The organism is Spongiivirga sp. MCCC 1A20706 (genome assembly GCF_046524175.1).
Lineage (GTDB): Bacteria > Bacteroidota > Bacteroidia > Flavobacteriales > Flavobacteriaceae > Spongiivirga.
Genome location: NZ_JBEFZF010000004.1, coordinates 315088 through 340327 on the forward strand (window position 1 = coordinate 315088; position 25240 = coordinate 340327).

Annotated in this window: 26 protein-coding genes and 1 tRNA gene; 13 read left to right on the top strand and 14 right to left on the bottom strand. The window is 35.7% G+C overall.

Annotation, left to right across the window (positions count from 1 at the left end; all coding sequences use genetic code 11):
* The first annotated feature begins 4 nt into the window (after positions 1 to 4).
* Entirely contained in the window at positions 5 to 1771 is a 1767-nt protein-coding gene (locus ABN763_RS11735) for an ABC transporter ATP-binding protein (RefSeq protein WP_410485660.1), read from the top strand.
* Positions 1772 to 1780: 9 nt separating this feature from the next.
* On the opposite strand, the gene ABN763_RS11740 is transcribed toward ABN763_RS11735, so the two are convergent.
* The 4 genes from ABN763_RS11740 to folP all read right to left on the bottom strand — a co-directional run bounded on the left by ABN763_RS11740 (position 1781) and on the right by folP (position 5241).
* The gene (locus ABN763_RS11740; protein WP_410485661.1) at positions 1781 to 2584 is read right to left on the bottom strand and encodes a DUF3667 domain-containing protein; all 804 of its coding nucleotides are present in this window, start codon (positions 2582 to 2584) and stop codon (positions 1781 to 1783) included.
* A gap of 8 nt (positions 2585 to 2592) precedes the next feature.
* Entirely contained in the window at positions 2593 to 3411 is an 819-nt protein-coding gene (locus tag ABN763_RS11745) for a DUF3667 domain-containing protein (RefSeq protein WP_410485662.1), read from the bottom strand.
* A complete protein-coding gene (gene cdaA / locus ABN763_RS11750) occupies positions 3411 to 4199 on the bottom strand; it encodes a diadenylate cyclase CdaA (RefSeq protein ID WP_410485663.1) in 789 nt (262 codons plus the stop codon). Before cdaA ends, ABN763_RS11745 begins: the two co-directional genes overlap by 1 nt.
* Positions 4200 to 4413: 214 nt before the next feature.
* Positions 4414 to 5241, bottom strand: a complete 828-nt coding sequence (gene folP, locus ABN763_RS11755; protein ID WP_410485664.1) for a dihydropteroate synthase — start codon at positions 5239 to 5241, stop codon at positions 4414 to 4416.
* Positions 5242 to 5309: 68 nt separating this feature from the next.
* On the opposite strand from folP, the gene ABN763_RS11760 reads away from it, so the two are divergent.
* The 7 genes from ABN763_RS11760 to ABN763_RS11790 all read left to right on the top strand — a co-directional run bounded on the left by ABN763_RS11760 (position 5310) and on the right by ABN763_RS11790 (position 11293).
* Positions 5310 to 5849, top strand: coding sequence for a DUF1599 domain-containing protein (locus ABN763_RS11760; protein ID WP_410485665.1), 540 nt, complete (start codon positions 5310 to 5312; stop codon positions 5847 to 5849).
* A gap of 10 nt (positions 5850 to 5859) precedes the next feature.
* Positions 5860 to 7596 (top strand): BT_3928 family protein, encoded by a 1737-nt coding sequence (locus ABN763_RS11765; protein ID WP_410485666.1) that lies wholly within the window; start codon positions 5860 to 5862, stop codon positions 7594 to 7596.
* A gap of 11 nt (positions 7597 to 7607) precedes the next feature.
* Positions 7608 to 8681, top strand: coding sequence for an ABC transporter permease (locus ABN763_RS11770; protein WP_410485667.1), 1074 nt, complete (start codon positions 7608 to 7610; stop codon positions 8679 to 8681).
* Positions 8682 to 8707: 26 nt separating this feature from the next.
* On the top strand, positions 8708 to 9469 hold the full coding sequence (tpiA, locus tag ABN763_RS11775) for a triose-phosphate isomerase (protein WP_410485668.1): 762 nt from the start codon (positions 8708 to 8710) through the stop codon (positions 9467 to 9469).
* 100 nt (positions 9470 to 9569) lie between these two features.
* The gene (gene prmA, locus ABN763_RS11780; RefSeq protein WP_410485669.1) at positions 9570 to 10406 is read left to right on the top strand and encodes a 50S ribosomal protein L11 methyltransferase; all 837 of its coding nucleotides are present in this window, start codon (positions 9570 to 9572) and stop codon (positions 10404 to 10406) included.
* Positions 10407 to 10455: 49 nt separating this feature from the next.
* Positions 10456 to 10731 carry an ATP-dependent Clp protease adaptor ClpS gene (locus tag ABN763_RS11785; RefSeq protein WP_410485829.1) on the top strand — a complete coding sequence of 92 codons (276 nt, stop codon included), beginning with the start codon at positions 10456 to 10458 and terminating at the stop codon, positions 10729 to 10731.
* Positions 10732 to 10774: 43 nt separating this feature from the next.
* Positions 10775 to 11293: a hypothetical protein gene (locus tag ABN763_RS11790; protein ID WP_410485670.1), complete on the top strand. Its 519-nt coding sequence runs from the start codon at positions 10775 to 10777 to the stop codon at positions 11291 to 11293.
* A gap of 25 nt (positions 11294 to 11318) precedes the next feature.
* Here the strand turns inward: ABN763_RS11790 and ABN763_RS11795 are convergent, their stop codons facing one another.
* The 5 genes from ABN763_RS11795 to ABN763_RS11815 all read right to left on the bottom strand — a co-directional run bounded on the left by ABN763_RS11795 (position 11319) and on the right by ABN763_RS11815 (position 15255).
* Entirely contained in the window at positions 11319 to 12725 is a 1407-nt protein-coding gene (locus ABN763_RS11795; RefSeq protein WP_410485671.1) for an MBL fold metallo-hydrolase, read from the bottom strand.
* Positions 12726 to 12791: 66 nt separating this feature from the next.
* Positions 12792 to 13580 (bottom strand): sulfite exporter TauE/SafE family protein, encoded by a 789-nt coding sequence (locus ABN763_RS11800; RefSeq protein WP_410485672.1) that lies wholly within the window; start codon positions 13578 to 13580, stop codon positions 12792 to 12794.
* Positions 13580 to 13993: a DUF6691 family protein gene (locus ABN763_RS11805; protein WP_410485673.1), complete on the bottom strand. Its 414-nt coding sequence runs from the start codon at positions 13991 to 13993 to the stop codon at positions 13580 to 13582. The genes ABN763_RS11800 and ABN763_RS11805 overlap by 1 nt, the downstream gene beginning before the upstream one ends.
* Positions 13994 to 14004: 11 nt before the next feature.
* Positions 14005 to 14562 (bottom strand): YeeE/YedE family protein, encoded by a 558-nt coding sequence (locus tag ABN763_RS11810; RefSeq protein ID WP_410485674.1) that lies wholly within the window; start codon positions 14560 to 14562, stop codon positions 14005 to 14007.
* A 57-nt stretch (positions 14563 to 14619) separates the two neighbouring features.
* Positions 14620 to 15255 carry a Crp/Fnr family transcriptional regulator gene (locus tag ABN763_RS11815; protein WP_410485675.1) on the bottom strand — a complete coding sequence of 212 codons (636 nt, stop codon included), beginning with the start codon at positions 15253 to 15255 and terminating at the stop codon, positions 14620 to 14622.
* Positions 15256 to 15439: 184 nt separating this feature from the next.
* Here ABN763_RS11815 and ABN763_RS11820 point away from each other — a divergent pair.
* The 5 genes from ABN763_RS11820 to ABN763_RS11840 all read left to right on the top strand — a co-directional run bounded on the left by ABN763_RS11820 (position 15440) and on the right by ABN763_RS11840 (position 19833).
* Positions 15440 to 15513, top strand: a tRNA-Arg gene (locus ABN763_RS11820).
* A gap of 595 nt (positions 15514 to 16108) precedes the next feature.
* Positions 16109 to 17041 carry an alpha/beta hydrolase gene (locus tag ABN763_RS11825; protein ID WP_410485676.1) on the top strand — a complete coding sequence of 311 codons (933 nt, stop codon included), beginning with the start codon at positions 16109 to 16111 and terminating at the stop codon, positions 17039 to 17041.
* Between the two features lie 51 nt (positions 17042 to 17092).
* Positions 17093 to 17758 carry an NAD-dependent epimerase/dehydratase family protein gene (locus ABN763_RS11830; RefSeq protein WP_410485677.1) on the top strand — a complete coding sequence of 222 codons (666 nt, stop codon included), beginning with the start codon at positions 17093 to 17095 and terminating at the stop codon, positions 17756 to 17758.
* Between the two features lie 102 nt (positions 17759 to 17860).
* The gene (locus tag ABN763_RS11835; RefSeq protein WP_410485678.1) at positions 17861 to 18895 is read left to right on the top strand and encodes a bestrophin family protein; all 1035 of its coding nucleotides are present in this window, start codon (positions 17861 to 17863) and stop codon (positions 18893 to 18895) included.
* A gap of 11 nt (positions 18896 to 18906) precedes the next feature.
* Positions 18907 to 19833: a helix-turn-helix domain-containing protein gene (locus ABN763_RS11840; RefSeq protein WP_410485679.1), complete on the top strand. Its 927-nt coding sequence runs from the start codon at positions 18907 to 18909 to the stop codon at positions 19831 to 19833.
* An 83-nt stretch (positions 19834 to 19916) separates the two neighbouring features.
* Here the strand turns inward: ABN763_RS11840 and ABN763_RS11845 are convergent, their stop codons facing one another.
* The 5 genes from ABN763_RS11845 to ABN763_RS11865 all read right to left on the bottom strand — a co-directional run bounded on the left by ABN763_RS11845 (position 19917) and on the right by ABN763_RS11865 (position 25169).
* Positions 19917 to 21614, bottom strand: coding sequence for a hypothetical protein (locus ABN763_RS11845; protein ID WP_410485680.1), 1698 nt, complete (start codon positions 21612 to 21614; stop codon positions 19917 to 19919).
* Between the two features lie 27 nt (positions 21615 to 21641).
* Positions 21642 to 22673 (bottom strand): S41 family peptidase, encoded by a 1032-nt coding sequence (locus ABN763_RS11850; RefSeq protein ID WP_410485681.1) that lies wholly within the window; start codon positions 22671 to 22673, stop codon positions 21642 to 21644.
* A gap of 2 nt (positions 22674 to 22675) precedes the next feature.
* On the bottom strand, positions 22676 to 23437 hold the full coding sequence (locus tag ABN763_RS11855) for a hypothetical protein (RefSeq protein WP_410485682.1): 762 nt from the start codon (positions 23435 to 23437) through the stop codon (positions 22676 to 22678).
* A 134-nt stretch (positions 23438 to 23571) separates the two neighbouring features.
* Positions 23572 to 24408, bottom strand: a complete 837-nt coding sequence (locus tag ABN763_RS11860) for a hypothetical protein (RefSeq protein ID WP_410485683.1) — start codon at positions 24406 to 24408, stop codon at positions 23572 to 23574.
* Between the two features lie 107 nt (positions 24409 to 24515).
* Complete coding sequence (locus ABN763_RS11865; RefSeq protein WP_410485684.1) at positions 24516 to 25169, bottom strand: helix-turn-helix domain-containing protein; 654 nt, start codon at positions 25167 to 25169, stop codon at positions 24516 to 24518.
* Between the last annotated feature and the right edge of the window lie 71 nt (positions 25170 to 25240).

Genomic DNA, 25240 nt, shown 5'->3' on the forward strand with positions numbered 1-25240 from the left:
ATAAATGGCAAATAAAAAAGAAAATAACTTCGACTTTAAATTATTTAGACGACTTTTTGGTTTTGCAAGACCATATCGTTTGATTTTTACGGTGGTGTTGTTTTCCGCTATCTTCCTATCTGCTTCTAGTGCGTTAAGGCCAGGCGTACTTAAATATGCTATTGATGAAAATGTTGCAGTTAAAGATGAGAATGGTTTTTTGTACTATATCATGATCATGATACTATTACTGTTTGCCGAAGTATTGTTTCAGTTATTATTCATTTTTTATGCAAGCTGGCTTGGTCAATCAGTAGTGCGTGATGTGCGTATTACCCTGTTTTCAAGAATGCTTGGTTTTAAAAAGAAATATTACGACAATAGTCCAGTAGGGATGTTGGTAACCAGAGCAGTGACTGATATGGAACGTATAGCCGATATTTTTGGGCAAGGTCTGTTCACGATTTTTAGCGATTTATTGAAAATGAGTGTAGTCGCTGGTTTTATGATTTATATGAACTGGAAACTGGCACTAACGGTCTTCACAGTACTACCTTTCATAATATATGCAACTCGTATTTTTCAGCGAAATATGAAAAAGGCCTTTGAAGAGGTACGTACGGAGATCACCAACTTAAACACCTTTGTTCAAGAACGGGTAACTGGAATGAAAATTTTACAGTTATTTACCCGGGAAGACAGAGAGTTTGAAAAGTTTAAAGCCATTAACGAACGACACAAACAGGGCTGGTTAAAAACTATTTGGTATAATTCTATCTTTTTCCCAATAGCAGAACTTTCATCGTCTATTGCCATAGGACTTGTAGCCTGGTATGGCGGATTGATGGTAGTGCTAGAAACACAATCAACTTCCGGAGAGTTGTTTGCTTTTATTATGTATATCCCCATGCTATTTAGACCACTTCGTCAGTTAGCTGATAAGTTTAACACGCTGCAAATGGGAATGGTATCTGCCAAGCGTGTTTTTAAAATACTCGATACTGATTCTCAAATTGAAGATACAGGTACCATTAAGGAACTAGAATTAAAAGGAAACATCGTTTTTGATACAGTACACTTCTCCTATATTCCGGAAGAAGAGGTGTTGCATGGCATTTCCTTAGATGTCAAAGCAGGGCAGACCATTGCGATTGTTGGTTCTACAGGAGCAGGTAAGTCGACCATTATCAATTTGTTGAGTCGCTTTTATGAAATTGATAGCGGACATATTTTGGTAGACAATATTGATATTAAAGATATTAAGCTGGAAGTGTTGCGAGATCAGATTGCTGTAGTGTTACAAGATGTATTCTTATTTGCAGATACTATATTGAATAACATCACACTGAAAGATGAGACAATTACTGAAGAAGAAGTGACCGCAGCGGCAAAGCAGATAGGGATTCACGATTTCATCGCATCACTACCAGGTGGGTATCACTATAATGTAAAAGAACGCGGTGTGATGTTATCTTCGGGTCAGAGGCAATTGCTTTCTTTTTTAAGAGCCTATGTAAGCAATCCTAGTATTTTAGTATTAGATGAAGCAACGTCCTCAATTGATTCCAATTCAGAACAGCTTATTCAGGATGCAACTGATAAGATTACTGAAGGCCGAACTTCTATCGTAATAGCCCATCGTCTGGCAACCATTAAGAAGGCCGATAAGATCATTGTAATGGATAAGGGTAAAATCGTGGAAGAAGGTACCCATGAAGAATTACTCACTATAGAAAATGGCTACTACCGTAATCTGTATGAAGTGCAGTTTATGAACGAGGAGGTGGCTTGATGAGTAATGCTACTTAGGCGGGGCAAAACTCTGCATGTCGTAGGTTCCCATAAATAATCCAATAATAAAGGATGCTATTCCAATGATTATGTAGGTAACACCAAAAAGAAATAAAAACAAAAATGTCCTTAGAATTAACTGTCCAAAATTCAATTCAAAAATTCGTTTTAGGGCATAGCAGTGATATAATAGCAATACTGGATAAGTTAAGAATATAAAGGATATATAATTAGTAGGAGATATCAATAGTATAATTTGACCTAAAATTACCGTCAAAATTGATAAGCCAGACATCGTATATAAATACAAGACTATATGCTCTGTAAAATTATATTTTTTATCCAAAAAGATAATCCAAGATAACAATGCAAATACCGGGATTATTATAGAAAACATAAGCGAACTATATTCCATCGTATCACCAGCGGACATGTTTTCGAGCATCTTTTTCGATCCTTCATTATTAAATACTTCAAACTGGAGGAACCATTTACCCATGTCGAAATATTCAAGATAAAAACGCTTTATTAAAAAGATTGACAAACCAGAAATGGTAATTGATAATCCAAAAAAGCTAATTGGGTTTACGTATCGTTTTCTAATTCCTTTAACGTAACCTCCGACAACTTGTTCTGGCTTTTTTGCCAGTGTTAAAAAGGTTCTTAGTAGTTTATTGTCATAATTAAAAAAGGTTTCAGAAATATGCTCAAATAAATTTCTTAATGTCAATCTATTTTTAATAACCCTCGCGCCGCAGTTATGGCAATAAGTGGCATCTTCTTGTAATCTTATTTCACAGTTTTTACAGTTCATAGAATCAATCATTTAAACAGCCAGAAATAAAGTAAAGCACCTATTCCTCCCATTAATATTGTTAAGAAAACTACAATAGTAGTTTGTAAAATGTAGAACAGAATAGTTTTATAAAAACTCTCAAAAATTGATATGTTATATAGACGTTTGAATAAGTAACCTTGATAGAAAATTGTAAGTGGAGTGATTACTAGAGGGGGGATTGGAGAATTACCAAAAAGAGGCAATAGTAGAATTAAAGCAAGAGACGAGGCTATGGAAGCTTGGGCAGCCATATAATAGTTGATTACAACATGTTCGGCATAATTATGTTTTCTTTTTGTAATAAAAATAAGATAGCTAGCAATCGCATTAATAGGGGTTGTAACAATAGTAATTAATCCAAGAAAATCTATGAATTTTCCCATCACATCCGAGAACATTTTACTACTCTCTATAAACTTTTCTTTTTGTTCAGGTGTTAGGTCTTCAAGTTTTCTGTTGCCCAGCATACTAGTGTTGAATTCGTTAATAAGTGTATCGTCTGTATAAAAATTCTTTAATAAAAAAACATAAATTCCCAAAACCGTGAGTGATACGGCAACATAAGCAATGACATTCAAATATCGTTTTCGAATCCCTTCAATGTAGCCTTGAATTACTAATTCAGGTTTTATGAGCAAGTGCCAAAAAGTTAGAAATAACTTATTATCTGAAACAAGATATTCTTCTCTTGCCTCGTTAAAAATACTTTTTACTGTAAATCGGTTCTTAACGATTTTGGCACCGCAACTACCACAAAAATCATTCTGATATGGTAAATAGGTAGCGCAGTTTTTGCAATACATTAAGCCAAATCTTTTTTAAGGGTTAAAGCCAATTCTTCCATATCACTAAACAACATAAATTCGCCATCTCTTACATAACTCACTTGACCCGTTTCCTCAGAAACGACTAATACCAAGGCATCGGTTTTTTCTGATATGCCTACCGCTGCACGGTGACGTAAACCAAATCGCGAAGGAATCGTTCTAGAACTGGAAACCGGCAAAATAACACGTGTTGCTACTACATAATTGCCTGATATAAGGGCGGCACCATCGTGAAGTGGACTGTTTTTAAAGAAAATACTTTCTAAAATAGGTTGGTTAATTTCGGCGTTCATTAAGTCACCCGTATTTCGTAAAAAGTCTAGCTTGTTATTTCGTTCAATAACTAGTAATACACCAGTGCGGGTTTTTGCCATTTTTGCACAGGCATTTACTATAGCATCAACATCGGTTTCGGTGACTAGTTGATTTTCTTTTAAAAATCGGAGACGTTTAGCAATACCACCACCTCGGGTAGCGAAATTGGTAGAACCGATCATCAGCAAGAATTTCCGAATTTCTTGTTGAAAAACGACAATCAAAGCAATAACACCGACACTAATGAAAGCTCCTAGAATATTACTTAGCAAAAGCATATCAAGCGCCTTGGTTAATTGCCATATCAGCGTTACGATTACAATACCTATAAAAATATTGATCGCTACGGTACCCTTTACTAATTTGTAAACATAGTAGAGCAGTAGTGCCACCAATATAATATCGATGATATCGATTATACCAAAATCAAGAAATTTGAAATTGCCCAATGGTTAGTGTTTGCTCGATAATCGAGATTTAAATACTTTGGGTTAGCCCCCCAATCAAAATTGTTTTCCCACTAATACTTCTCTGGTACTCCCAGCGGTAGTGTACCGTAAAAATAGGAAAATAAGTTGGATAGAAATTCTATGTATTTAGTCAGTAGTAACTGGTAACAGCAGACTGTTTTTATAATACGATATATGAATCTTAAATAAGAAATCAATTAATAATCAATCGTTCAACCAAGTTTATGCATTCTACTGCTTCCTTGACATCATGTACTCTTAAAATATTTGCTCCTTTTAATAGAGCGATGCTATGTAATGCAGTAGTCCCGTTTAGTGCATCTTTCGGAGCGATGTTTAACATCTTATAAATCATCGATTTTCTTGAAAGCCCTACTAGTATAGGTTTTTTTAGGGTTTTAAAAAGTTCAAGATTATTTAAAATCTCATAATTGTGATTTAAAGTTTTACCAAAACCAAAACCGGGATCGATAATAATGTCGTTGATCCGATGATCACGAGCACTAGCCGATTTTTCGGAGAAATAATAGATCATCTCTTTTATCAGATTATCATACTCAGGATCATTTTGCATATTTTGGGGTGTACCTTTCATATGCATCATGATGTAAGGTACTTGATATTCAAAAATAGTTCCGAACATATTTGCATCTAAGTTTCCGGCTGAAATATCATTAATGATAGCAGCACCAACTTCAATACTTTTTTTAGCTACTTCACTTCTAAAGGTGTCTACCGAAATGATAATTTCTGGAAACTTTTTAATTAATAAGGTGACAATAGGTATTACGCGATTTAGTTCTTCATCCTCAGAAACATGTTCGGCACCTGGTCTTGAACTGTATCCACCAATATCGATGAATGTTGCGCCCTCATTTAACATTGTTTCGGTTTTGAATAAGATATCACTTTCATTTTTATACCGACCCCCATCGTAAAATGAATCTGGGGTAATATTTAAAATACCCATTACTTTAGGAGATGAAAGATCAATCAATGTTCCTTTACAATTTATGGTCATAGTTGGTTAAATGTCTTTTCTCTATTTAAAATATTTAAGCGAAATTTACACAAATTTACAACGATCACATGCAGCAAACCGCAGAACAGTACGACGCGATTATTAAAAAATGCAGAGACCTTTTTATTAATAAGATGAAGGATTACGGGAGTGCATGGAGAATACTGCGTTTACCGTCGTTAACGGATCAAATTTTTATCAAGGCACAACGTATTAGAAGTTTGCAAGAAAATGAAACACAAAAGGTAGCAGAAGGGGAGGTTTCTGAATTTATTGGGATAATTAACTACTCAGTAATGGCATTGGTACAAATTGAATTAGGTATAGCCGAACAACCTGATCTTAATCTTGAAAAAGCGACCGATTTATACGATAGGCATATTGGTATTACCAAGCAATTAATGCTAGACAAAAACCATGATTACGGAGAGGCTTGGCGTGATATGCGCGTAGCTTCATTAACCGATCTTATTTTGCAGAAATTACTACGCGTAAAGCAAATAGAGGATAACAAAGGTAAAACTCTAGTGTCTGAAGGTATCGATGCCAACTATCAAGATATGATCAATTATGCGGTGTTCGCAATGATTCATTTAAAGCAGTTTTAAAAAATAGTTTATGCAAATCATCTTCCAGTTATGCCGAATGATTGTCGGCGTTTTGTTTATTATCTCCGGTTTTGTTAAGCTAACAGATCCACTTGGTTTTTCATATAAATTGGAAGAATACTTTGCTCCTGAGGTATTAGGCCTTGATTTTTTAACTCCGCATGCGCTGACCATTGCGATGAGTATTGTCATTTTCGAATGCATTTTAGGAGTAATGCTCATTCTGGGTGATGCACCAAAATTTACGTCGTGGAGCTTATTAATTTTGATCATTTTTTTTACTGGATTAACAGGATATTCTGCCATTACTGGTAAAGTGACTGATTGCGGTTGTTTCGGTGATGCCATGAAATTAACTCCGCTACAATCGTTTATAAAAGATCTGGTGCTATTGGTCCTAATTTTGGTTATCTTTTTTAATCGGCACAAGTTAAAACCGCTTTTTACGAAACGTATAGCCATTATTGGTTCAGTGTTGGCACTTATTGTTAGCACCGTGTACACAATGTATATGTTTAATCACTTGCCTGCAATTGATTTTAGACCCTATAAAATAGGAGCAAACATTCCAGATAATATGATTGTTCCTGAAGATGCGCCTAAGGCTGTTTTTGATTATTACTGGAAGTTTGATGTTAACGGAACGGAAGAGGTCATTAAGACTGCGGGCGACTATCCTAGTTCTGATGGAACCTTTATTTCAGTAGAGACCGAAATGGTTGAGCCCGGTTATGAACCACCTATACATGATTACATCATGGAACGAGATGGAGTGGATTATACAGAGCAGTTAATGCAAGAGGAACATCTTATCATTCTTCATGCTTATAGTATCGATAAATCAGCAAAAGAAGGCTTTGAAGCAATGAAGCCCAAATTAGAGGAAGCTGGGAAAATGGGCTATAAGCTAATAGGAATGACAGCTTCGTCTCCCAATGAAATTAAAACTATAAAAGAGGAATATGGATTTAATTTTGATTTTTACTTCTGTGATGAAACTACTTTGAAGACGATGATCCGTTCGAATCCAGGAGTTTTAAAACTATCTAAGGGTACTATCCTTCAAAAACTACATTATAACGATATTGACAAGCTTGAATTAGAGAAAGTTGGAGCACCCTTATCAAATATTAATGTTGCTTTAAAAAAACAACTAGAGGTTATTTCGAATACAGATCAAGGTATACGGTTTACATTAATGCAAGCCACCAAGGAAGGAAAGGATTCTGTGGCAAGACGATATGGCATTCCTGTCCAAAAAGAAACGAAAGACTATTTTGATCTGTATCGAGAAATAGATTCCGTAAATCTAATTAAAGCTGAAAATATTTTGGCGAAACATGGATATCCCGGAAAATCAACTGTCGGTGAACCTGAAAACAATGCCATATGGTATGTTATTCAACACAATATGGATAAGATTGGGACTTATATCGATCTTATTAAAAAAGCAGGAGAGAACGGTGAAATAGACAAAATCTTAGTTGCTACAATGGAGGACAGATATTTAATGCATCAAGAAAAGCCCCAGATTTATGGCACACAAGGAAGGTCTTACGAACCGGGTAAGGAATTTATTTGGCCGATACAAGAACCGAAAAAAGTCAATGCATTACGGAAGGAAATGGGTTTTGATACTACCGTAGAAGAGTATGCTCTTGCTTTGTATGGCGATGCCTTTGTATATATGGAATTAACTATAGAAGATGCCATGCGATTAAAGAAGGAAGCAGCAAAGAATAAATAAATCGCTAATCATTGATCAGTAAGCTTATAAATAAATTAATGTATGCGGGCATCACTTTATTCGGTGTGGTAACCGTTATTTTCTTGCTATTGAATAAACTTCCAGGCGATGCAGCACAGATGATATTGGGTCAAGCGGAGAGCGAAGAGCAAATTGTCGCAGTGAAGAAAAAGTACGGACTGGACAAGCCCTTGTTAGCACAATACGGCTATTTTTTAAACGATATTTCGCTTATTTCGGGGCATTCTACTAACCCAGAAGACTTCACATATTTAAGAAAAGGAAAATACAATGCTATTAAATTGTTCACTCTTGGTAAAAGTGCGATTGTTTTAAAATGGCCTTATTTAAGAGAATCCTATCAAAAAACAGATAAGAAGGTAACCGCAATTATTGCCGAGACGCTTCCAAATACATTTGTTTTAGCGGTAGCAGCCATTACCATTGCTATTATTCTTGGTATTTTATTCGGAATAGTTTCCGCATTATTTAAAGATCGATGGGTAGACAAAGCGATTCAGGTCTTTAGCACTTTTGGTATGAGTGTTCCTTCTTTTTTTAGTGCTATTTTGTTTGCCTGGTTATTTGGTTTCGTACTGTATAAATACACGCATCTTAATATGACGGGAAGTTTGTATGAAGTTGACGACTTTGGTGAAGGAATCTTTATTCGTTGGAAAAACTTGATTTTGCCTGCCATTGTTTTGGGTATACGTCCTCTTGCAGTGGTGATACAACTTATGCGCAATTCACTTTTAGAAGTTTTACAACAAGAATACATTCGCACGGCGAGGGCGAAGGGACTTTCAAGTTTTCAGGTAATCTGGAGGCATGCTTTAAAAAATGCATTAAATCCGGTTGTAACGGCTATTTCAGGTTGGTTTGCTAGCATGCTAGCGGGAGCCGTTTTTGTTGAATATATTTTTGGGTGGAACGGCTTGGGAAAACAGCTGGTAGAAGCCTTAAATTTTAAAGACTTACCGGTCGTTACAGGTTCTGTACTTGTGATAGCAACAATGTTCGTTTTAATCAATATTTTTGTGGACTTAATCTATGGATGGTTAGATCCGAAAGTAAATATGTAACCAGACCAAATAACAACTAAGTAAAAATGAGAAAGAAAATTGTAGCGGGAAATTGGAAGATGAACCTTACCAGTGTACAATCAGAAGATTTAGTAGCTGGAATTAGTGAAAAATTGAAAAATTTTGATAGTAATGGAAAGCGAATTATAGTAGCTCCAACCTTCGTAAATCTAGTTCCCGTTATTAATTGCGAAGACAGAGATACAGCAATTGAGGTAGCCGCACAAAATATGCATCAGGCGTCTAGTGGAGCATATACAGGTGAAATTGCTGCCAATATGTTGCAAACCATCGGGGTGCCAAATGTGATTTTGGGTCATTCTGAACGACGCGCTTATTTTGGTGAGACAGATACACTTTTAGCAGAAAAGGTGGAGGTTGCTTTAGAGCATAATATGCAAATCATATTTTGCTTTGGTGAAGAATTAGAAGACAGAAAGGCAGGAAAACATTTTGATGTGGTAGAAAGTCAACTTAAAAATGCACTTTTTCAACTACCTGACAGTGCTTGGAAAGATATTGTTCTAGCATATGAACCGGTTTGGGCCATTGGTACGGGCGAAACCGCATCTCCTGAACAAGCACAAGAAATGCATGAGTTCATCAGAAAAACGATCGCATTGGCATATGGAAATGCAATAGCTGACGAAGTATCTATTTTATATGGTGGAAGTGTGAAGCCAGCGAATGCTAAAGAAATTTTTTCAAAACCAGATGTCGACGGTGGGTTAATTGGTGGTGCATCACTTAAAGCCGATGACTTTTTTGCGATTATTGATGCAATGTAGACAAAAGACTAATGTCAGGTTGAGCGCAGTCGAAACCTCTTCTTAGAAGAATACAAAGAGCATCCAAATACGTTTAACAATAGTATAGCTCAAAAAGAACATGTCCACTTACCTTGCATACCATTTTACGATTAAACCCTTAAAACCGGCTACCGAAATTCTTATTGCAGAATTAGGGTATGCCGGTTTTGAGAGTTTTGTGGAAACTGAGACTGGGTTTACCGCTTACATCCAAGAAGTGGATTTTACACCGTCTATTTTCGAAGATATTTTCATTTTACAATCGGATGAATTTAAAATAAGTTACACCTCAGAAAAAATAGCGCAAGTAAATTGGAATGCCGAATGGGAGCGTAGTTTTGATCCTATTGTTGTTGCTGAGAAATGTACGGTAAGGGCACCTTTTCATAAAAAGCCAACAACCCTATATGATATTATTATCGAACCTAAAATGTCATTTGGTACGGGTCATCATGAAACAACACACATGATGTTACAATTGATGATGGAACAGGAATTTGATGATAAAGATGTGTTAGATATGGGTTGTGGTACAGGTGTTCTTGCTATTATGGCTTCCAAAATGGATGCAGCTAACATTGATGCAATTGATATTGATACATGGTGCTATGAGAATACAATTGAGAATATCGATAGAAATAAATGTGAGAACATTAAAGCCTATTTAGGAGATGCGAGTATGTTGAATAATCAAACTTATGATCGTGTGATTGCAAATATTAACAGAAACATACTGTTAGCAGATCTTCCTAAGTACACTTCAGTATTAAAAAAGGATGGATTACTTTTTTTAAGTGGGTTCTATAAAGATGATATTCCGGAGATTAAGCAAAAATGCGAATTACTCGGATTGGAGTTCCTTAAAAATGTGGAGAAAAATGAATGGGTGGGTTGTTTATTTGTTAACAAAACTTAATGCTAATTATTTTTTGAATTGATTGACATTCATTAATTTGGCTGCTAAGATGAGCGTTAAAGAAGAAATATTAGAGGAAGTTCTTCTGGATGAAGAAGTAGTTAAGCAAAACGAAATTGTTTTGTATAATGATGATGTAAACACTTTCGACCATGTCATCGATACGCTTATTTATGCTTGTGAACACACTCCAGAACAAGCAGAGCAATGCTCCATCATTGTACATTACAAAGGTAAGTGTACAGTTAAAACCGGACCCTACGAAGATTTAAAACCGCGTTGCTCAAAATTGTTGCAAGCCGGATTAAGCGCAGAAATAGTCTAAATCTGTATTGCCAATACACTGTTTTAGAGATAAAAATTGTTTTATGAATTCAAATTTCATCATCATTACCATGTTGGTTGTTTTTTCATTATTTAGTTGTAAGGAAACGTCTGTGCCAACCGATGCCAATGAAACTATTTCGGATGCTAAAGGTCGTTATACTAAAGAGAAAGCAGCGATTCTATCAGTATTAAATGAAGAAACTAAGGCTGCCTTTACGCGAGATTACGAAACTTGGAAAGATCAGTGGGTTCATGAAGCCTATGTGACCAAAACATATATGCAATTTACAGATAGTACGATGACTGAAACAGTTGGATGGAATGAAATAAACCAATTTGTACTCACCTATTTCAAGGACCATCCTGAGCCAGATCCGTTGCCACAGCTGTTGCAGGATATTGATGTGCGTCTTTATGAGAATGGGGCATGGGTTAGCTATAACCAAGAGGATCCGGAGCGAGGTTTGAAAAGAGAAACCCGCCTAATGGAAAAAATAGGGAACCAATGGAAAATTGCTGGTATGCATACTACCATTTACGGCGATGAAAATCGAGAGTAGCTCCGTCAAGACATCAATCATTTATTTATTTGGTGGAAGAACAAGCCGTTTCTGTAATGGACAAATCAGTTTTTCTTATTGCACCAAATCCTCCTGCAATATCAATCAACTTATTAAAACCTCTTGCTTTTAAAATAGAAGCTGCAATTACCGATCGGTAACCTCCGGCACAATGTATATAATACTCTTTATCTCGATCAACTTCATTCATTTGATCATTAATGTAATCTAAAGCGAAATGTTGAACGTTGTCTAGATGCGCTGCGTTGTATTCACCATCTTTTCTTACATCTAATACATGAATGTTACCCGATGTATATGCATTTGCAAATGCCTCAGCACTTATTGATTTTAAAGTATCAATTTCCTTTCCGGCGTGCTTCCAAGCTTGAATTCCACCCTCAAGATAACCAAGGGTATTATCATAGCCGACACGAGATAATCTCGTAACTGCTTCTGCAGACTTTCCTTCTGGCGTCAACAATAAAATGGGCTGATGCAAATCAGTAATTAATGCCCCCACCCAAGGAGCAAAACTTCCGTTCAAACCGATGAATATCGAGTTTGGAATGTGAGATGTAACATAATCTTCTTGTGTTCGCACATCTAATACAAGTGCCCCTTCATGGTTGGCTAACGCCTCAAAGGTATCTGGATCAAGAGGAGAATCTCCTTTTTTCAACACTTCTTCGAACTCGGCATAACCCATCTTGTTCATCATCGCATTTTTTGAAAAATATTGCGGTGGCGGTGGAATACCTTCTAACACTTCCTTTACAAACTCTTCTTTGGTCATATCAGCCCGAAGTGCATAATTTGTTTTCTTTTGATCGCCAAGTAGACCAACAGTCTCCTTGCTCAAATTCTTACCACATGCAGATCCGGCACCGTGTGCGGGATAAACAATAACATCATCCGGTAGGGTCATGATTTTAGAACGTAACGAATCGTATAGCATGGCCGCTAAATCTTCTTTGGTTACATCACTTTTAATGGCAAGGTCAGGTCTACCAACATCACCTAAAAAAAGCGTATCACCTGAGAAAATAGCATGTTCCTTTCCATTTTTATCAATCACCAAATACGTAGATGATTCAGGTGTATGGCCAGGAGTATGCAAAACTTTAATCTGTATATCTCCTAAGTTGAAGATCTCATTATCCTTAGCAGCATGTATATCATAGTCTGTATTAGCGGTAGGGCCGTAAACAATGGTAGCCCCTGTCTTTTTAGCTAGGTCTACATGCCCCGAAACAAAATCGGCATGAAAATGAGTCTCGAAAACATATTTTATTGTTGCATTTTCTGATGTTGCTTTGTCAATATATTGTTGTGTTTCGCGAAGCGGATCGATAATAGCCGCTTCACCATTTGATTCTATATAATAGGCCCCTTGTGCTAGGCATCCGGTATAAATTTGTTCTATCTTCATCTTCGTTAATTTTTTTCAAAGGTATTAAGAATTGACTCTTTTGAATGTGACAATCATCACATTTTCTTATAGCAACTCCTTGTAAATAATATAAAAGCTCATAATCAGTATAAAGTAACCAAAGCTTCTTTTTAGTTTTTTGTTAGGTACATATTTAGAGAGCTTCCCTCCGATAAGTACGCCGATTAGTGTTAATAGTGAGAATATTAGTAAAAACACCCATTCAATATCGAGATTTTGCACGTCACCACTGAACCCAATGAGGGAATTTACGGCGATAATAACCAAGGATGTGCCTACAGCTTTTTTCATGGGCAACCCAGACCAAAGTACCAAGGCAGGAACATATAAAAATCCGCCCCCAGCACCAATCATTCCAGTAATAAAACCAATTGCGATACCCTGTATGAAAATTTGATAATATGGAATTTTTGTTGCGCTTTCTTCACTGTTTTTAGATCGAATCATTGCAAAAGCCGAGTATAACATAACAAACGCAAAAAATAGCATTAAGCCCATACTTTGGGTGAATTCAAAATCACCTATTTTGAAGAATGTTTCTGGTAAGGCGGGCACTAAATATCTTCTAGATAGATAAACAGCAATAAATGATGGAAATACAAAAGAGAACCCTGTTTTAAGGTCAACAAGTCCCATGCGAAGTTTTTGTGCAACCCCTGCAATGGATGAAGTTCCTACAACAAATAGGGAATAGGCCGTAGCGACCACGGGATTATAACCCATTATATAAACTAGTAGTGGTACAGTCAATATCGATCCTCCGCCTCCTAACAAGCCCAAAATGATGCCTATTAAAAGTGCTGCGATATACCCTATTATTTCAACAGTTTCCATTAATGCGGTAGTTTATCTTTTAAGGCACCATATACATAAGTACCAAATATAGCTGCTGCAATCACTATTAACATTGAAAATACGCCCGTTCCTACTAAAATGTACATAGGACCGGGACAAGCGCCTGCTAGCGCCCAACCTAGTCCGAAAATAGTACCGCCAAAAATATAGCGAAATAAAGCAGCGTCCTTTTTAGGAACTGAAATCAAGTGGCCTTCGGTATTTTTTAGCCCTAAGCGTTTTCCTATTTGTAAGAATAAAATACCACTCAAAACAGCAGTGCCTATAATTCCATACATATGGAAAGATTCAAATCGAAACATTTCGAAAATACGATACCAAGAAACCGCCTCAGACTTTACCAATACAATTCCGAAGAAAATACCAACCAATAAAAATTTTAAATACTTCATTTATTCAGTGGTTAAAAAATTAATGGTAAAATAAAATGTGTCATAATTAAACCTCCAATGAAGAAACCAATAACAGCAATTAATGATGGTTTTTGAAGACTACTTAAACCCGTAATAGCATGACCGGATGTACAACCACCAGCATATCGGGTGCCAAAACCTACTAAGAAACCTCCTATGACTAAAATTGCCAATCCTTTTAAGCTAAAAACAGCATCTTCACCATATATTTCATGAGGTAATAGGGTGTTGCCAACATTGTTGAATCCCATTTCATTTAGTGCAGTAATTGTTGTTTCATTCAAAGCGATATTTATTGGGTCAGAAAGTAAAAAATGAGCAATAAAGCCACCAATTACAGCACCTAATACCACCACCAAATTCCATTGATGTGCTTTCCAATCAAACTTAAAAAAGGAAACTCTTTTTCCTGCACCGCCTATAGCGCAAAGAGTTCGCAAATTAGATGACATTCCGAAAGTTTTACTAAAATAGATAAGTAATGCCATAACAGCGGCAATTAATGGGCCTGATATGTACCATGGCCAGGGAGATAGGAGTATTTCCATGTAATTTTTATTGCAAAATTAATGTGAGTTAAGCTAGATGAGTGTGATAAAAGTCACCTAACTTTTTAAAAAGATGATCTTGTTTCTTCCAAGTTTTATTTTCCCCTCAATTTCCAATTTTTTAAGGAGCCTTGAAATTACCGTTCGAGAAGTGTTAAGGTCCTCTGCAATTTCATAATGTTTTATAATGATCTCATTACTATTTGCAATCTGGGTTTTATCAAATAAATACCGATGCACGCGTTCATCCATATTCATAAATGCTAGGGTATCGATCGTCTCTAACATTTCTTCAAAACGATTTTGATAGTTTTTCAAAATATAAAACCGCCAGCTATCGTATTTGGACATGAATTCTTCCATTTTATTCGAAGGAATCATGATTAATTTGACATCAGTCTCTGCCGTCGCTCTTATTTTGCTTTTGGCATCACCAATACAACATGTGAGTGACATGGCACAGCTATCACCTTTTTCAAGAAAATAAAGTAACAGTTCTTTTCCGTCGTCATCTTCCCGAACGATTTTGATGCTGCCATCTAATACGATGGGTATGTGAGACATGGGTTGACCAATGTCTATAATGATATCATTTTTTTCATAGGATTGTTCGATGGCACTTTGTTGGATTTGTCGAATTAAATCCGGTTCAAACATCGCTTCGAAGGTACTAACGGTGGCCTCTTTAATCATACATCAAAATTAAGGCATATAATTGTTTAAAAATTGTTTGGATGGTGTTTTATTAAAACAGTATATTTGCACCCGCAAAAGCAGAAATGTTTTTGTGTTAAATAGGCCTCGTGGCGCTCCCGATAGTTATCGGGATGAATAGCGCATCTGATTACGACTCAGATAGGTAATAAGTCGAAAATAAGGCCTCGTGGCGCAACTGAATAGCGCATCTGATTACGGCTCAGAAGGTTGCAGGTTTGAATCCTGCCGAGGTCACTGAAGAATGAAAAGCTCACTCATTGGTGAGCTTTTTTGTTTGTATGAGATTTGAATTTGTTCAAGAATCCGAATACAAACAAAAAAGTACAAATCTATGATTTGTTGCTTGTTATTTAGACTACTGAGCTCAAGGCGCAGGTAATCCTGCTCAGCTTTGGTATAAATACGATAGGGCTACCAAGCTTGCTTGAGCGTTTTATTTTTGACTATTTTCAAAGCGGTGCTTTAAGAGGATGTCCAATGGGGCGAGACAATCTTACCGAGGTCGCTACACGTAGAAAATTCATTACTCTAGGTAATGGATTTTCTATCTGTAAAGCAAGCAATCCAGTTCGGCAGCATGCTAGTGCACCATCTAACTCTTTCAGGATCACAGAAGATAATTCTTTAAGTTCCAAATTGTAGACAGATTCCGTTTTTCAAAACTGCTATTTTGCACACTCTACATACGGGGTGTACTTTCTTCAGCAACCAATTTATCCAGTTTACCAAAATGTATACATCTTCAACGAAAATGTTTAAGAGTTAAGGCTCACTTGCGAAGTAGTTTTGTCATTAAATAATAAATACAAAACTTTTAAACACATAAATTATGAAATTACAAGCAGGAAAAAACAACGTAACATTTACATCATTTGGAGTACAATTAGCAGGAGATTTATACCTTCCAGAAGGATTTGATTCTAATAAAAAGTACAAAGCTCTTGTTGGAGCGAGTCCGTTTCCCCAAGTTAAGGGGCAAATTCCAGCCATATATGGTCCAGAAATGGCTAAAAGAGGATTCATATATCTTGGATTCGATTATCTTGGAATGGGAGATTCACCAGCATTACCAGGAGAATACAAAAAATCAAGATATATGTTTCGTTTAATTGAAAATACTTGGGATGCCGTTTCTTATTTAGGAACATTACCGTTCGTTGATGAAATCTACGGACTTGGTGTATGTCAAGGAGGTTCCATCATTGCCTCAGCCGCTGTAACCGACCACAGAATTAAGAAAATTGCTACCGTTTCAGGAATGATGGCAGCAGATGCTTTTCAATGGGGTAACAGAGATATCGCTAATATGGTGATTGCCGGAGCAAACGCTTCAAAGCAAAAAATGTATGAAACAGGAGAAGCAGATTACACTTGGCCAATTGTTCTTAACGACAGTATGACCAGAGAAGAATTTGTTGCCACAGGAACTCCTATGGCAGATGATACCTATAATTTTTATGGTAAAGATGGCGTAGCGGGACCAGGAAAAGTTGAACATTTTACTTGCGAACATATTGGTGACCAACCTATGCAATCGCTTATTTCTATTGCAGAAGCATACGCTGATAAAATCGTACAACCAACCCTTGTTGTATATGGCACCAAAGCAGCAACGGCTATTTGTTCAACTCAATTTATCGACAAATTAACTAATAACCCAGAGGTATTAGCAGTTGATGAATTCAGTCATGTAGATTTTTACTGGAAACCAGAAGCAGTAAAATTATCAACAGATGCTGTGGCAGAATTCTTCAATAAATAAAATTGTAAGGTAGAGAACGAGAATGTTCTCTACCTTTTAAAGAAATAAATTATGAAAGTAATTATTACGGGAGCTACGGGCATGGTTGGTAAAGGTGTTTTATTAGAATGCTTAGATAGCAAAGAAATTACGGAAGTATTGTCTATTTCAAGAAGAAGCGTAGGTGTTGACCATTCAAAACTAAAGGAGCTTCTTCAACAAGATTTTTCTGAATTTATTTCTGTAATGGAGCAACTGGTAGATTATGATGCCTGTTACGCCTGTATGGGTGTGAGTTCGGCTGGAATGAAAGAGGAAGAGTACACCAAGCTCACTTATGATTATACTATGGCATTAGCAAAAGTACTGGTTGGACTAAATCCTAACATGACTTTTATATACGTTTCGGGACAAGGTACCAAGTCTAACGAAAAAGGAAACATGTGGGCACGCGTAAAAGGTAAAACGGAGAATGACATATTAAAACTCGGATTTAAGCAAGCATTTATGTTCCGCCCAGGTATGATTATTCCAGTAAGAGGAGTATCTCCAAGTAGCAAACTCTATAGAGTTTTAATTAACAATATGACTTGGCTGCTGAAACTGATGAAGCGTCTGGCTTCAAATTCAGTAGTCGATACCGCTCAAATTGGACTAGCGATGATTAAAGCTACTAAAAACGGATATGGTAAAAGGGTAATAGCCCCTATTGATATCCTTCAACTTGCGAAAAAATAGTCAAGCAAAATTTATATCAGACTCACAATTACAGTAGCCAAAATTAGGAATTAGCAAGGTTTTAAAAATTATTTTCGGATCTTACCTTTCTAACTAAAAAATATGATTGTAAATAAAAGTATTTCCATAAGCAAAATTTTCAAATGGTCATGGCATCACATAACGTGGCTTTTGCTTTTAATGGGAGCAATTGCAGCGCTGTATCGTTTTAATATCATTGAATTGAATATTCCATGGTTACCCGTTTCAGTTGTGGGTACTGCCGTTGCATTTTACGTGGGCTTTAAAAACAATCAGTCCTATGATAGAATGTGGGAAGCTCGAAAAATTTGGGGTGGCATCGTCAACGATAGCCGAACTTGGGGTATGTATGTTGATGGTTATATTTCTAATTTATTTATAGATAAAGCAATAAATGAAAAAGAAATCCATAAAATAAAAAAACGATTAATTTATCGTCATATCGCATGGTTATACGCACACAGGAGTCAGTTGCTAGTACCAACACCTTGGGAACATATCAATCAAGGTGGTGGGACAGGTAGATTAGCAAAAAGATATAGAGAAAAATTTGGGATTGGTTTGATTGATGATGATGTTACCCGTTCGGAACTTAAAAACTTCTTACCACCTAGCGAGCATGATAGATTAATAAACAACGTCAACACAGCTACACAAATTATCAATGAACAATCGCGAGATATAAAGGCATTGCGCCAAGAAGGTCTAATCGATGATTTCCGTCATATGGAAATGGGTATTGTTTTGAAAAGTTTTTACACTCTCCAGGGTAAAAACGAACGCATTAAAAAATTTCCATTGCCGCGTCAGTATGCCAATATGAGTAGGGTTTTTATTGGGATTTTTATCATGCTACTGCCTTTTAGTATGATACCAGAATTACAGAAAGTAGGTGAATGGGGGTTTTGGCTGTCAATTCCTATCACGGCATTAATTGGCTGGGTATATGTAATGATGGAAATTGTGGGTGACTATTCTGAAAATCCATTTCAAGGGATGGCAAATGATATACCCATGTTGTCGTTATGTAGAGTGATTGAAATCGATTTACGCGAAATGCTAGGAGAGACTGATTTGCCTCCTTCTATACAAGCCAAAAATGGTATCTTAATGTAATCAGTAAAAATATGCCAACTTTAGATTTTAAAAATATTGCTGAATTTCATGAATATTTTGATTTACCAGAACCTGAAAACCCTTTATTTAGTGTCGTACATACACGACTAAAAAAAGGTGAAGAAAAAAGCTGCGATACTTATGCTTTTAATGAACCTGTAGAACTGAATTGTCAGTTTTATGGTATTAGCTTCAAGAATATTATTTCCGGTGAACTTACTTATGGTCGTACCAAATACGATTGCAGTAATGGCATGCTTTTATTTACAGCACCTAATCAAAAATTAAGCTTTAAAGACATTGTGTTCAGCTCTGAAAGTTATCATATCGCTTTCCATAAGGACTACATCCGTAATCTGGAGATTTATCAAAAAATAAAAAAGTACAATTTCTTTAATTACAATGTAAATGAGGCGTTGCATTTATCTCCAAAAGAGGAACAGACTGTAAAGGATATTTTCAAAAACATGAAGATCGAATATGAAAACAATCAGGATGAGTTCAGTAAGGAAATTATCATTTCACATTTGGAAACATTGCTCAAATATGCCGACCGATTTTATAAAAGACAGTTTCTTGACAGAACCGATGACAATAAGGTACTATTCACGAAGTTCAATGATATATTGAACACCTATTTTGAACAAAATCTATCTGCCGAAGATGGCATCCCAACTGTAGAATGGATGGCATCACAACTCAATATAAGTCATCGCTACATGAGTGACACCATAAAGGCAGAAACAGGTAAAACGGCCGTTGATCAAATCAACCTATTTGTTATTGATGAAGCCAAGAATATGCTGCTGAATCCAACTAATTCTATTTCCGAGACTGCTTACAAATTGGGATTTGAATATCCGCAATACTTTTCTCGACTGTTCAAAAAGAAAACAGGGATGAGCCCTAAGGCATATATAGAGGCCCATTTGAATTAACAAGGATTAGTTTTGGTCAAGTAATTCAATCTCTTGTATGAAAACCAAAATGATTTACAAAACCTAATTACATAAAATTTACTTTAGTGTTGGGTTGATTTTTTTTGGATGATATAATCTTCAGTATTCTTTACTTTTTCAATTTGCCAACCCGAGTTTAATTGTATTTCATAATTATCACCTCTTATGACATTTTCTTTAATATAAGTAGGTTGAGGGAACCACCATTCATCCAATTGTTTTTTATAGAGAATTCCACCTGTACCTAACCGATCTTTCCCTGTTACAGTGGTAAAATTTCCAAAATCAATAGCTCGATGCCCTTGTCCTGAAATTTGACTATACACTATATCGTCATCAAGCATCATAGTACCATTCATGTCATAACTAGCGGCATATCCTTTTTCTAATTTTACTTTGACCACGGGTGATTTATAAAAAAGCTCGGAATAGAAGGTAATTAGTTGATCTTGTTTTCTTTTTTTCTCAAGCTCTTCGGATTCTATGGTGTTGAAATTATTTCGCCGTTTCGCCTCAATTTCATATGCTTTTGTAATATTAGGTTGGTTGGTGAAAATAGTGTTCATTGCAATCTGTTTGAAATCGTAAAGGTGATCTAGGTTTGAACGCCATGAAATCACTAAATAGTCAAAAAGAAAACCATAAGCTGGACCGGTCGCATACGGAAAATTCCGTGTATAAGTGTCGCTAGATTCCCAAAAAGTAAGCTCGTCGATGGCGAGCTGAAATTTGTCTTTTCTTGGACCCAGTTGATATCCGGTATATTGCGCTAAACCCTCAAGCGTTTCAATTTCTAATTCCTTTTTAAGTTCATTATTTAATGATTGTCGTTTGCTTCTAAAATAGATGGCATCTCTTAGAAACTGAAAAGCTACTTTCCTACTATTCTTTTTTGCTGCTGCCAAGGCATTTCTTAAGGCTTGGTATTCGGTTCTAAGTAATAATCTCCCTTCATATGTATCTAGATAGGGGATAGGGTCTCCATTAAGATCAATTTGTTTTAGGTGATAAATATGAAACAACTCGTGGATTATGGTTTCGCCTTCATCTTCGAGATAATCGTACAAAACAGTAGCATACCGTTTTCCTTGAAATAATTGCCGAGTATTGGTGAAGGACAATGTATTTGGCTGAAATTTTGCCTTATGCAAAATATTGTTAGTTGTTTGACTGTTTTTTAAAGTATCAAAACTATAAGCAGAATAATCTTCATCCAGAATCAAAAGAGCATCACTCCAGATGTTCGCGCCCCACAAGTTTCCGTTATCTTTTTCTAAAATGTTTTTTGCCTGCAGTATGGCTTCTTCAATATATGCACGCCTGCGCATAGGTTTGGTTTTTTCGTTTTCGGCAATTTGTACCAATAGGTTTTTCCAATTCTCCGAGCCATGTAGGTGTTTTAAATCGGTATCACTAGATATATGATCATAATTATCATAAAAAGCTTCGGTAGCTAAATGATTTAAAATTTTGAAGGCCTTTTCATTTTCATTATTTAAGGCATAAATACAAGCACCGTTATATAAGGTGTTTGATAATAGGTCATACCCTCTAGATTCAATAAGTTTATCAAAATGATTGGCTGCTAACACATAATTACTTTCTTCTAATGCGGCAATGGCATCTTTGTATATGTCAATCGCTTTTTTTTCCTGTCCCTTAACTGGTTTTGATACACTAAACAATGCTATAAAGAATATGCCTATTATTTTTAAGCTGTTGTACTTTGATAAAAACTTATATATGGTTAGTTGTTTCATTGTTGATGAATAAATTTTAATACCTCATTACTCGTTTAAATATGCGATAGCCCGTTCCAGTACCTTATCATGACCATTCTCTAGATCTTCAATTGTATTTCTGACATAGATATCGGGAATATGCCCAATACCGTCTAAAGAACTTCCATTTGGTAACAGTACTTTAAAAATGGAGTATTGATATTGCCATCCATTGGGTAAAAAACGTCGTGTACTGACATCTGAAAAATCACCGGCTGTGACATCGCCAATCTGAGTGACATTATCAAGTGTTTTCATTCGTATTAAGAAGATCTCGGCAGCACTTACCGTTTCTTGATCTGTGAGAATAACAATGGGTTTCGTATAATTTTGAGTGCCTAAAGTCTCCGTGTAGAATAGTTTTTTGTTTGCAAAGTCATTATGGTTAGGGCCATTTTTTTCTTGTACAGAATATGCTAGCTTCCGCTCAGTTGTATATCTTCCCGCTACTTCTGCGGCAACCCGATCGCTACCTCCTTCATTGTTCCGTATATCGATAATGAGCCCTCTAGTTGATGCCAAATCATGTACAACGATATCCATTCGTGATGCATCAAAATCCATTCCTTGTAGAAAAAGGTAACCGATATTTTCAGTAAGGGTCACACCATAAAAAAACTGTTCATTTTCTGGTGTGTTAGGAATAGGTTTAGGGTTTTGAATGTAACTGTTTCGAACGAGTTCTGGACTGGTCTCTGCTTCAATTTGTGCTTCATTTTCTGAGCCAGATGCAACCAAATTTTCAGTTGCTGGATCAAAAATAAAGACATGCGAATCATCAAGATAGGAGGTCATTTGAACAAAAACATCCCATAGCTCATTTTGAGAGGTACTTTCTGTTATTCGAGGACGATACACGCTGTATATACTATCCCAATTAAAACCTCTAACGTTAAACAGGCTGTAATGCTCATCAAAATCATGCCATAGCAATTCAAAATTGTTTTCAGAAGTATTCCCTTCATCATTACCTAAAAAGGTAGCTTCGCATGAAACCGCAAACAACATTAATAAGATTAATTTGAATATATTTTTCATAGCTAAAATGTAAAAGCGAGTCCTAATGAAAGTTGATTGGTTACTATTCGCGATTCTCGAAGCGAATTTGTTTTGTAATATCGCAGCGTATTTTGTAGCTGTATTGCTAGTGGATTTGAAATACGATATTCATAGTTCGTTTTCCAATTCAAGCCAAAAAAATTGGTTAAGGATGTAAAATCTCCCCGAAGTAGGATACGAAGTGGATTGTCCTCATTTTCTAGTATAAAAACATCCCAATTGGTGTAAGCAGGACGTGCCAACAACCCAAATACTGGAATATCAATAGCGCTTGAAAAATTACTTTTAGTAGTTAACTTAAAGGCAGCTTCAAAAGCGAGATCGAGTGTTTGTACCGCAAAAAAGCTAATGGATTCTGTACCATCATAAAATAATAAATTAGTAAAGGAATGCAGCTTAACACCTGTAAACGCCTTAAAAATATCTGTACCCCTCATTCTTCTTAAAAAACCTAGTTCAATATTTACAGTGTAAAAATCGGTCTCAAAAAAGTCAGAAAATTGCGTTTGTAAGGTGGGATTAGAAAAATCAAGTTCTAAAATAAATTTGCTTCTTTTGAATTTACGAGTGTATTGTAACGCATATGCTACTGTAGCAGCTCTATAATGTAATGGTGAAAACGTTAAGTCTTTGACTAGGGCCGTTCCAATTCCTGAAAATAGCTTCAGTTCATTTCGCTTCTCAAGCGCATTGTTTTGAGCCTGTGTACCGATGCTGAATACAAAGCACAATGCTATGTGCATACAATTTACTCGATGTAGCTTGATTAATAACATGGGTGCAATCTGCTAATTATTAAGTATATACATATAGTATTTTAGGATGAATCAGTTCCTCTAGAAGTATCGGGACATTTTAATGGGTTTTTTTGATTCATTCAGTAGCTTTCAATCATCTTAAAACGTAATGCATTCGGTTTTTCAGATAACGCTTTTTTAAGAGGTGATTTGTGTTTTATACCGGTAAGTACCAGTATCCGAGTTGCCTTAGTGCTGTGAATATGTTTTATAATATTTTGAACCATTGCATTATTCCGTTTATGGTATTCAAAATCACTCCAATTTTTAAAGTAATCTTTAATTGTTATAGTATCATTATTAGCTCCTATTAAAGTTGATTCTGTGAATATTGGATAGGACTCGATGATATTGTTTGTTTTGATATATTGGTAATAGGATACAGAGTCTATAATGACTTCTGACTTAACAGCATTTAAGTCGACCAAAGTACCACCTAATAAAAGTTCATACTCACGCCAATATGTGTTGAAACGATTCCAGGAAATCGAATCATTCTGTGAAAATTTCCCTGCTGAATGCATTTGATTTAGTAGCTCAAAGGCAAAACCGGCTTCTGCATACAATCCATTCTGTATTCGTTGTTCATCTCTGTTATTCAAATCATAAGGTCGTATTAATGTGCTGGGATGTTCTATTAGATATTGCTTTACCGCTCCATATTCATTTTCTTCATAATACCTTTTGATGTTCATTTGGTTATCAAAATTAGATGAGTCACTCTCTATCAGTATTAGAGATGGTTTAATTTGACGAATGATTCTTAAAATCGAATCGGAATTTACGTTTATGGTAGGGTGGTGTACCGTACCCAGAATATATATTTCTTTTTGCTTACTATTAGTGTATCTATAGCCTGTTAAGCAGGATATTACTAGTATAATAACAATGTAAGTAAGTCGATTTTTTTGCTTCATATAATTATCTTTTAATTAGTACTGGTAACCTCCCAAAAAAGGAATTAAATACTGAACGAATCTTAATTTTAAAGAAACAGCTATATGAAGTAACCGATTTGAAATACTTATCCCTTTGGATGTAAAGGGACATTTTCTCTAAGATGATGAATGTAGTTTGAAGGTGATGTGTTGAATTTTTTCTTGAATACTCTGTAAAAAACTGATTTTGATTTAAATCCACTTTCCTGTGCGAGTCCTACTATAGAATAGTTTTCGTTTTGATAATTCTCTAGCATTTCAATAAAGTGGTTTAAGCGATAATCATTGATAAAATCATAAAATGTACTACCCAAATTATTGTTTAAAAACAGGGATATTTTTTTATCATTTTCCCCTATCATTTCTGACAATTCTTTTAAATTCAGGTCTTGATTTAGATATACTTTATCCTGCTTCATCAAACTAAGCAGTTTTTGTTCTAAATTTTCAGCTTCCTTAGATTTTATCTTTACTGTAGATTGTTTTTTCTTCTTTTTAAGGAACTTAGACCAAATAATTAGAGCGATAAGAATTGTTAAAAGACTGAAAATTATTAATTCTTTAGTATACGCTTGTTTCTCACTTTTTAAGTTAATAGTTACCTGACCAATACTGTCATCAATAATCAAATACCCGTTTTCAACTGCTATAGAATCTATTGGTTGAACCAGTGTAATTGAATCACCAGATACAGAATAGTTTGATTCCTTTTGAGTATTGGAAGTATTATTTTGAATCATTTTTTTTACACTTAGCAAGTGTTGAAATAGTACAGGATATTGCCCTGCAAAAAGTTAATTATTAAGTGTTA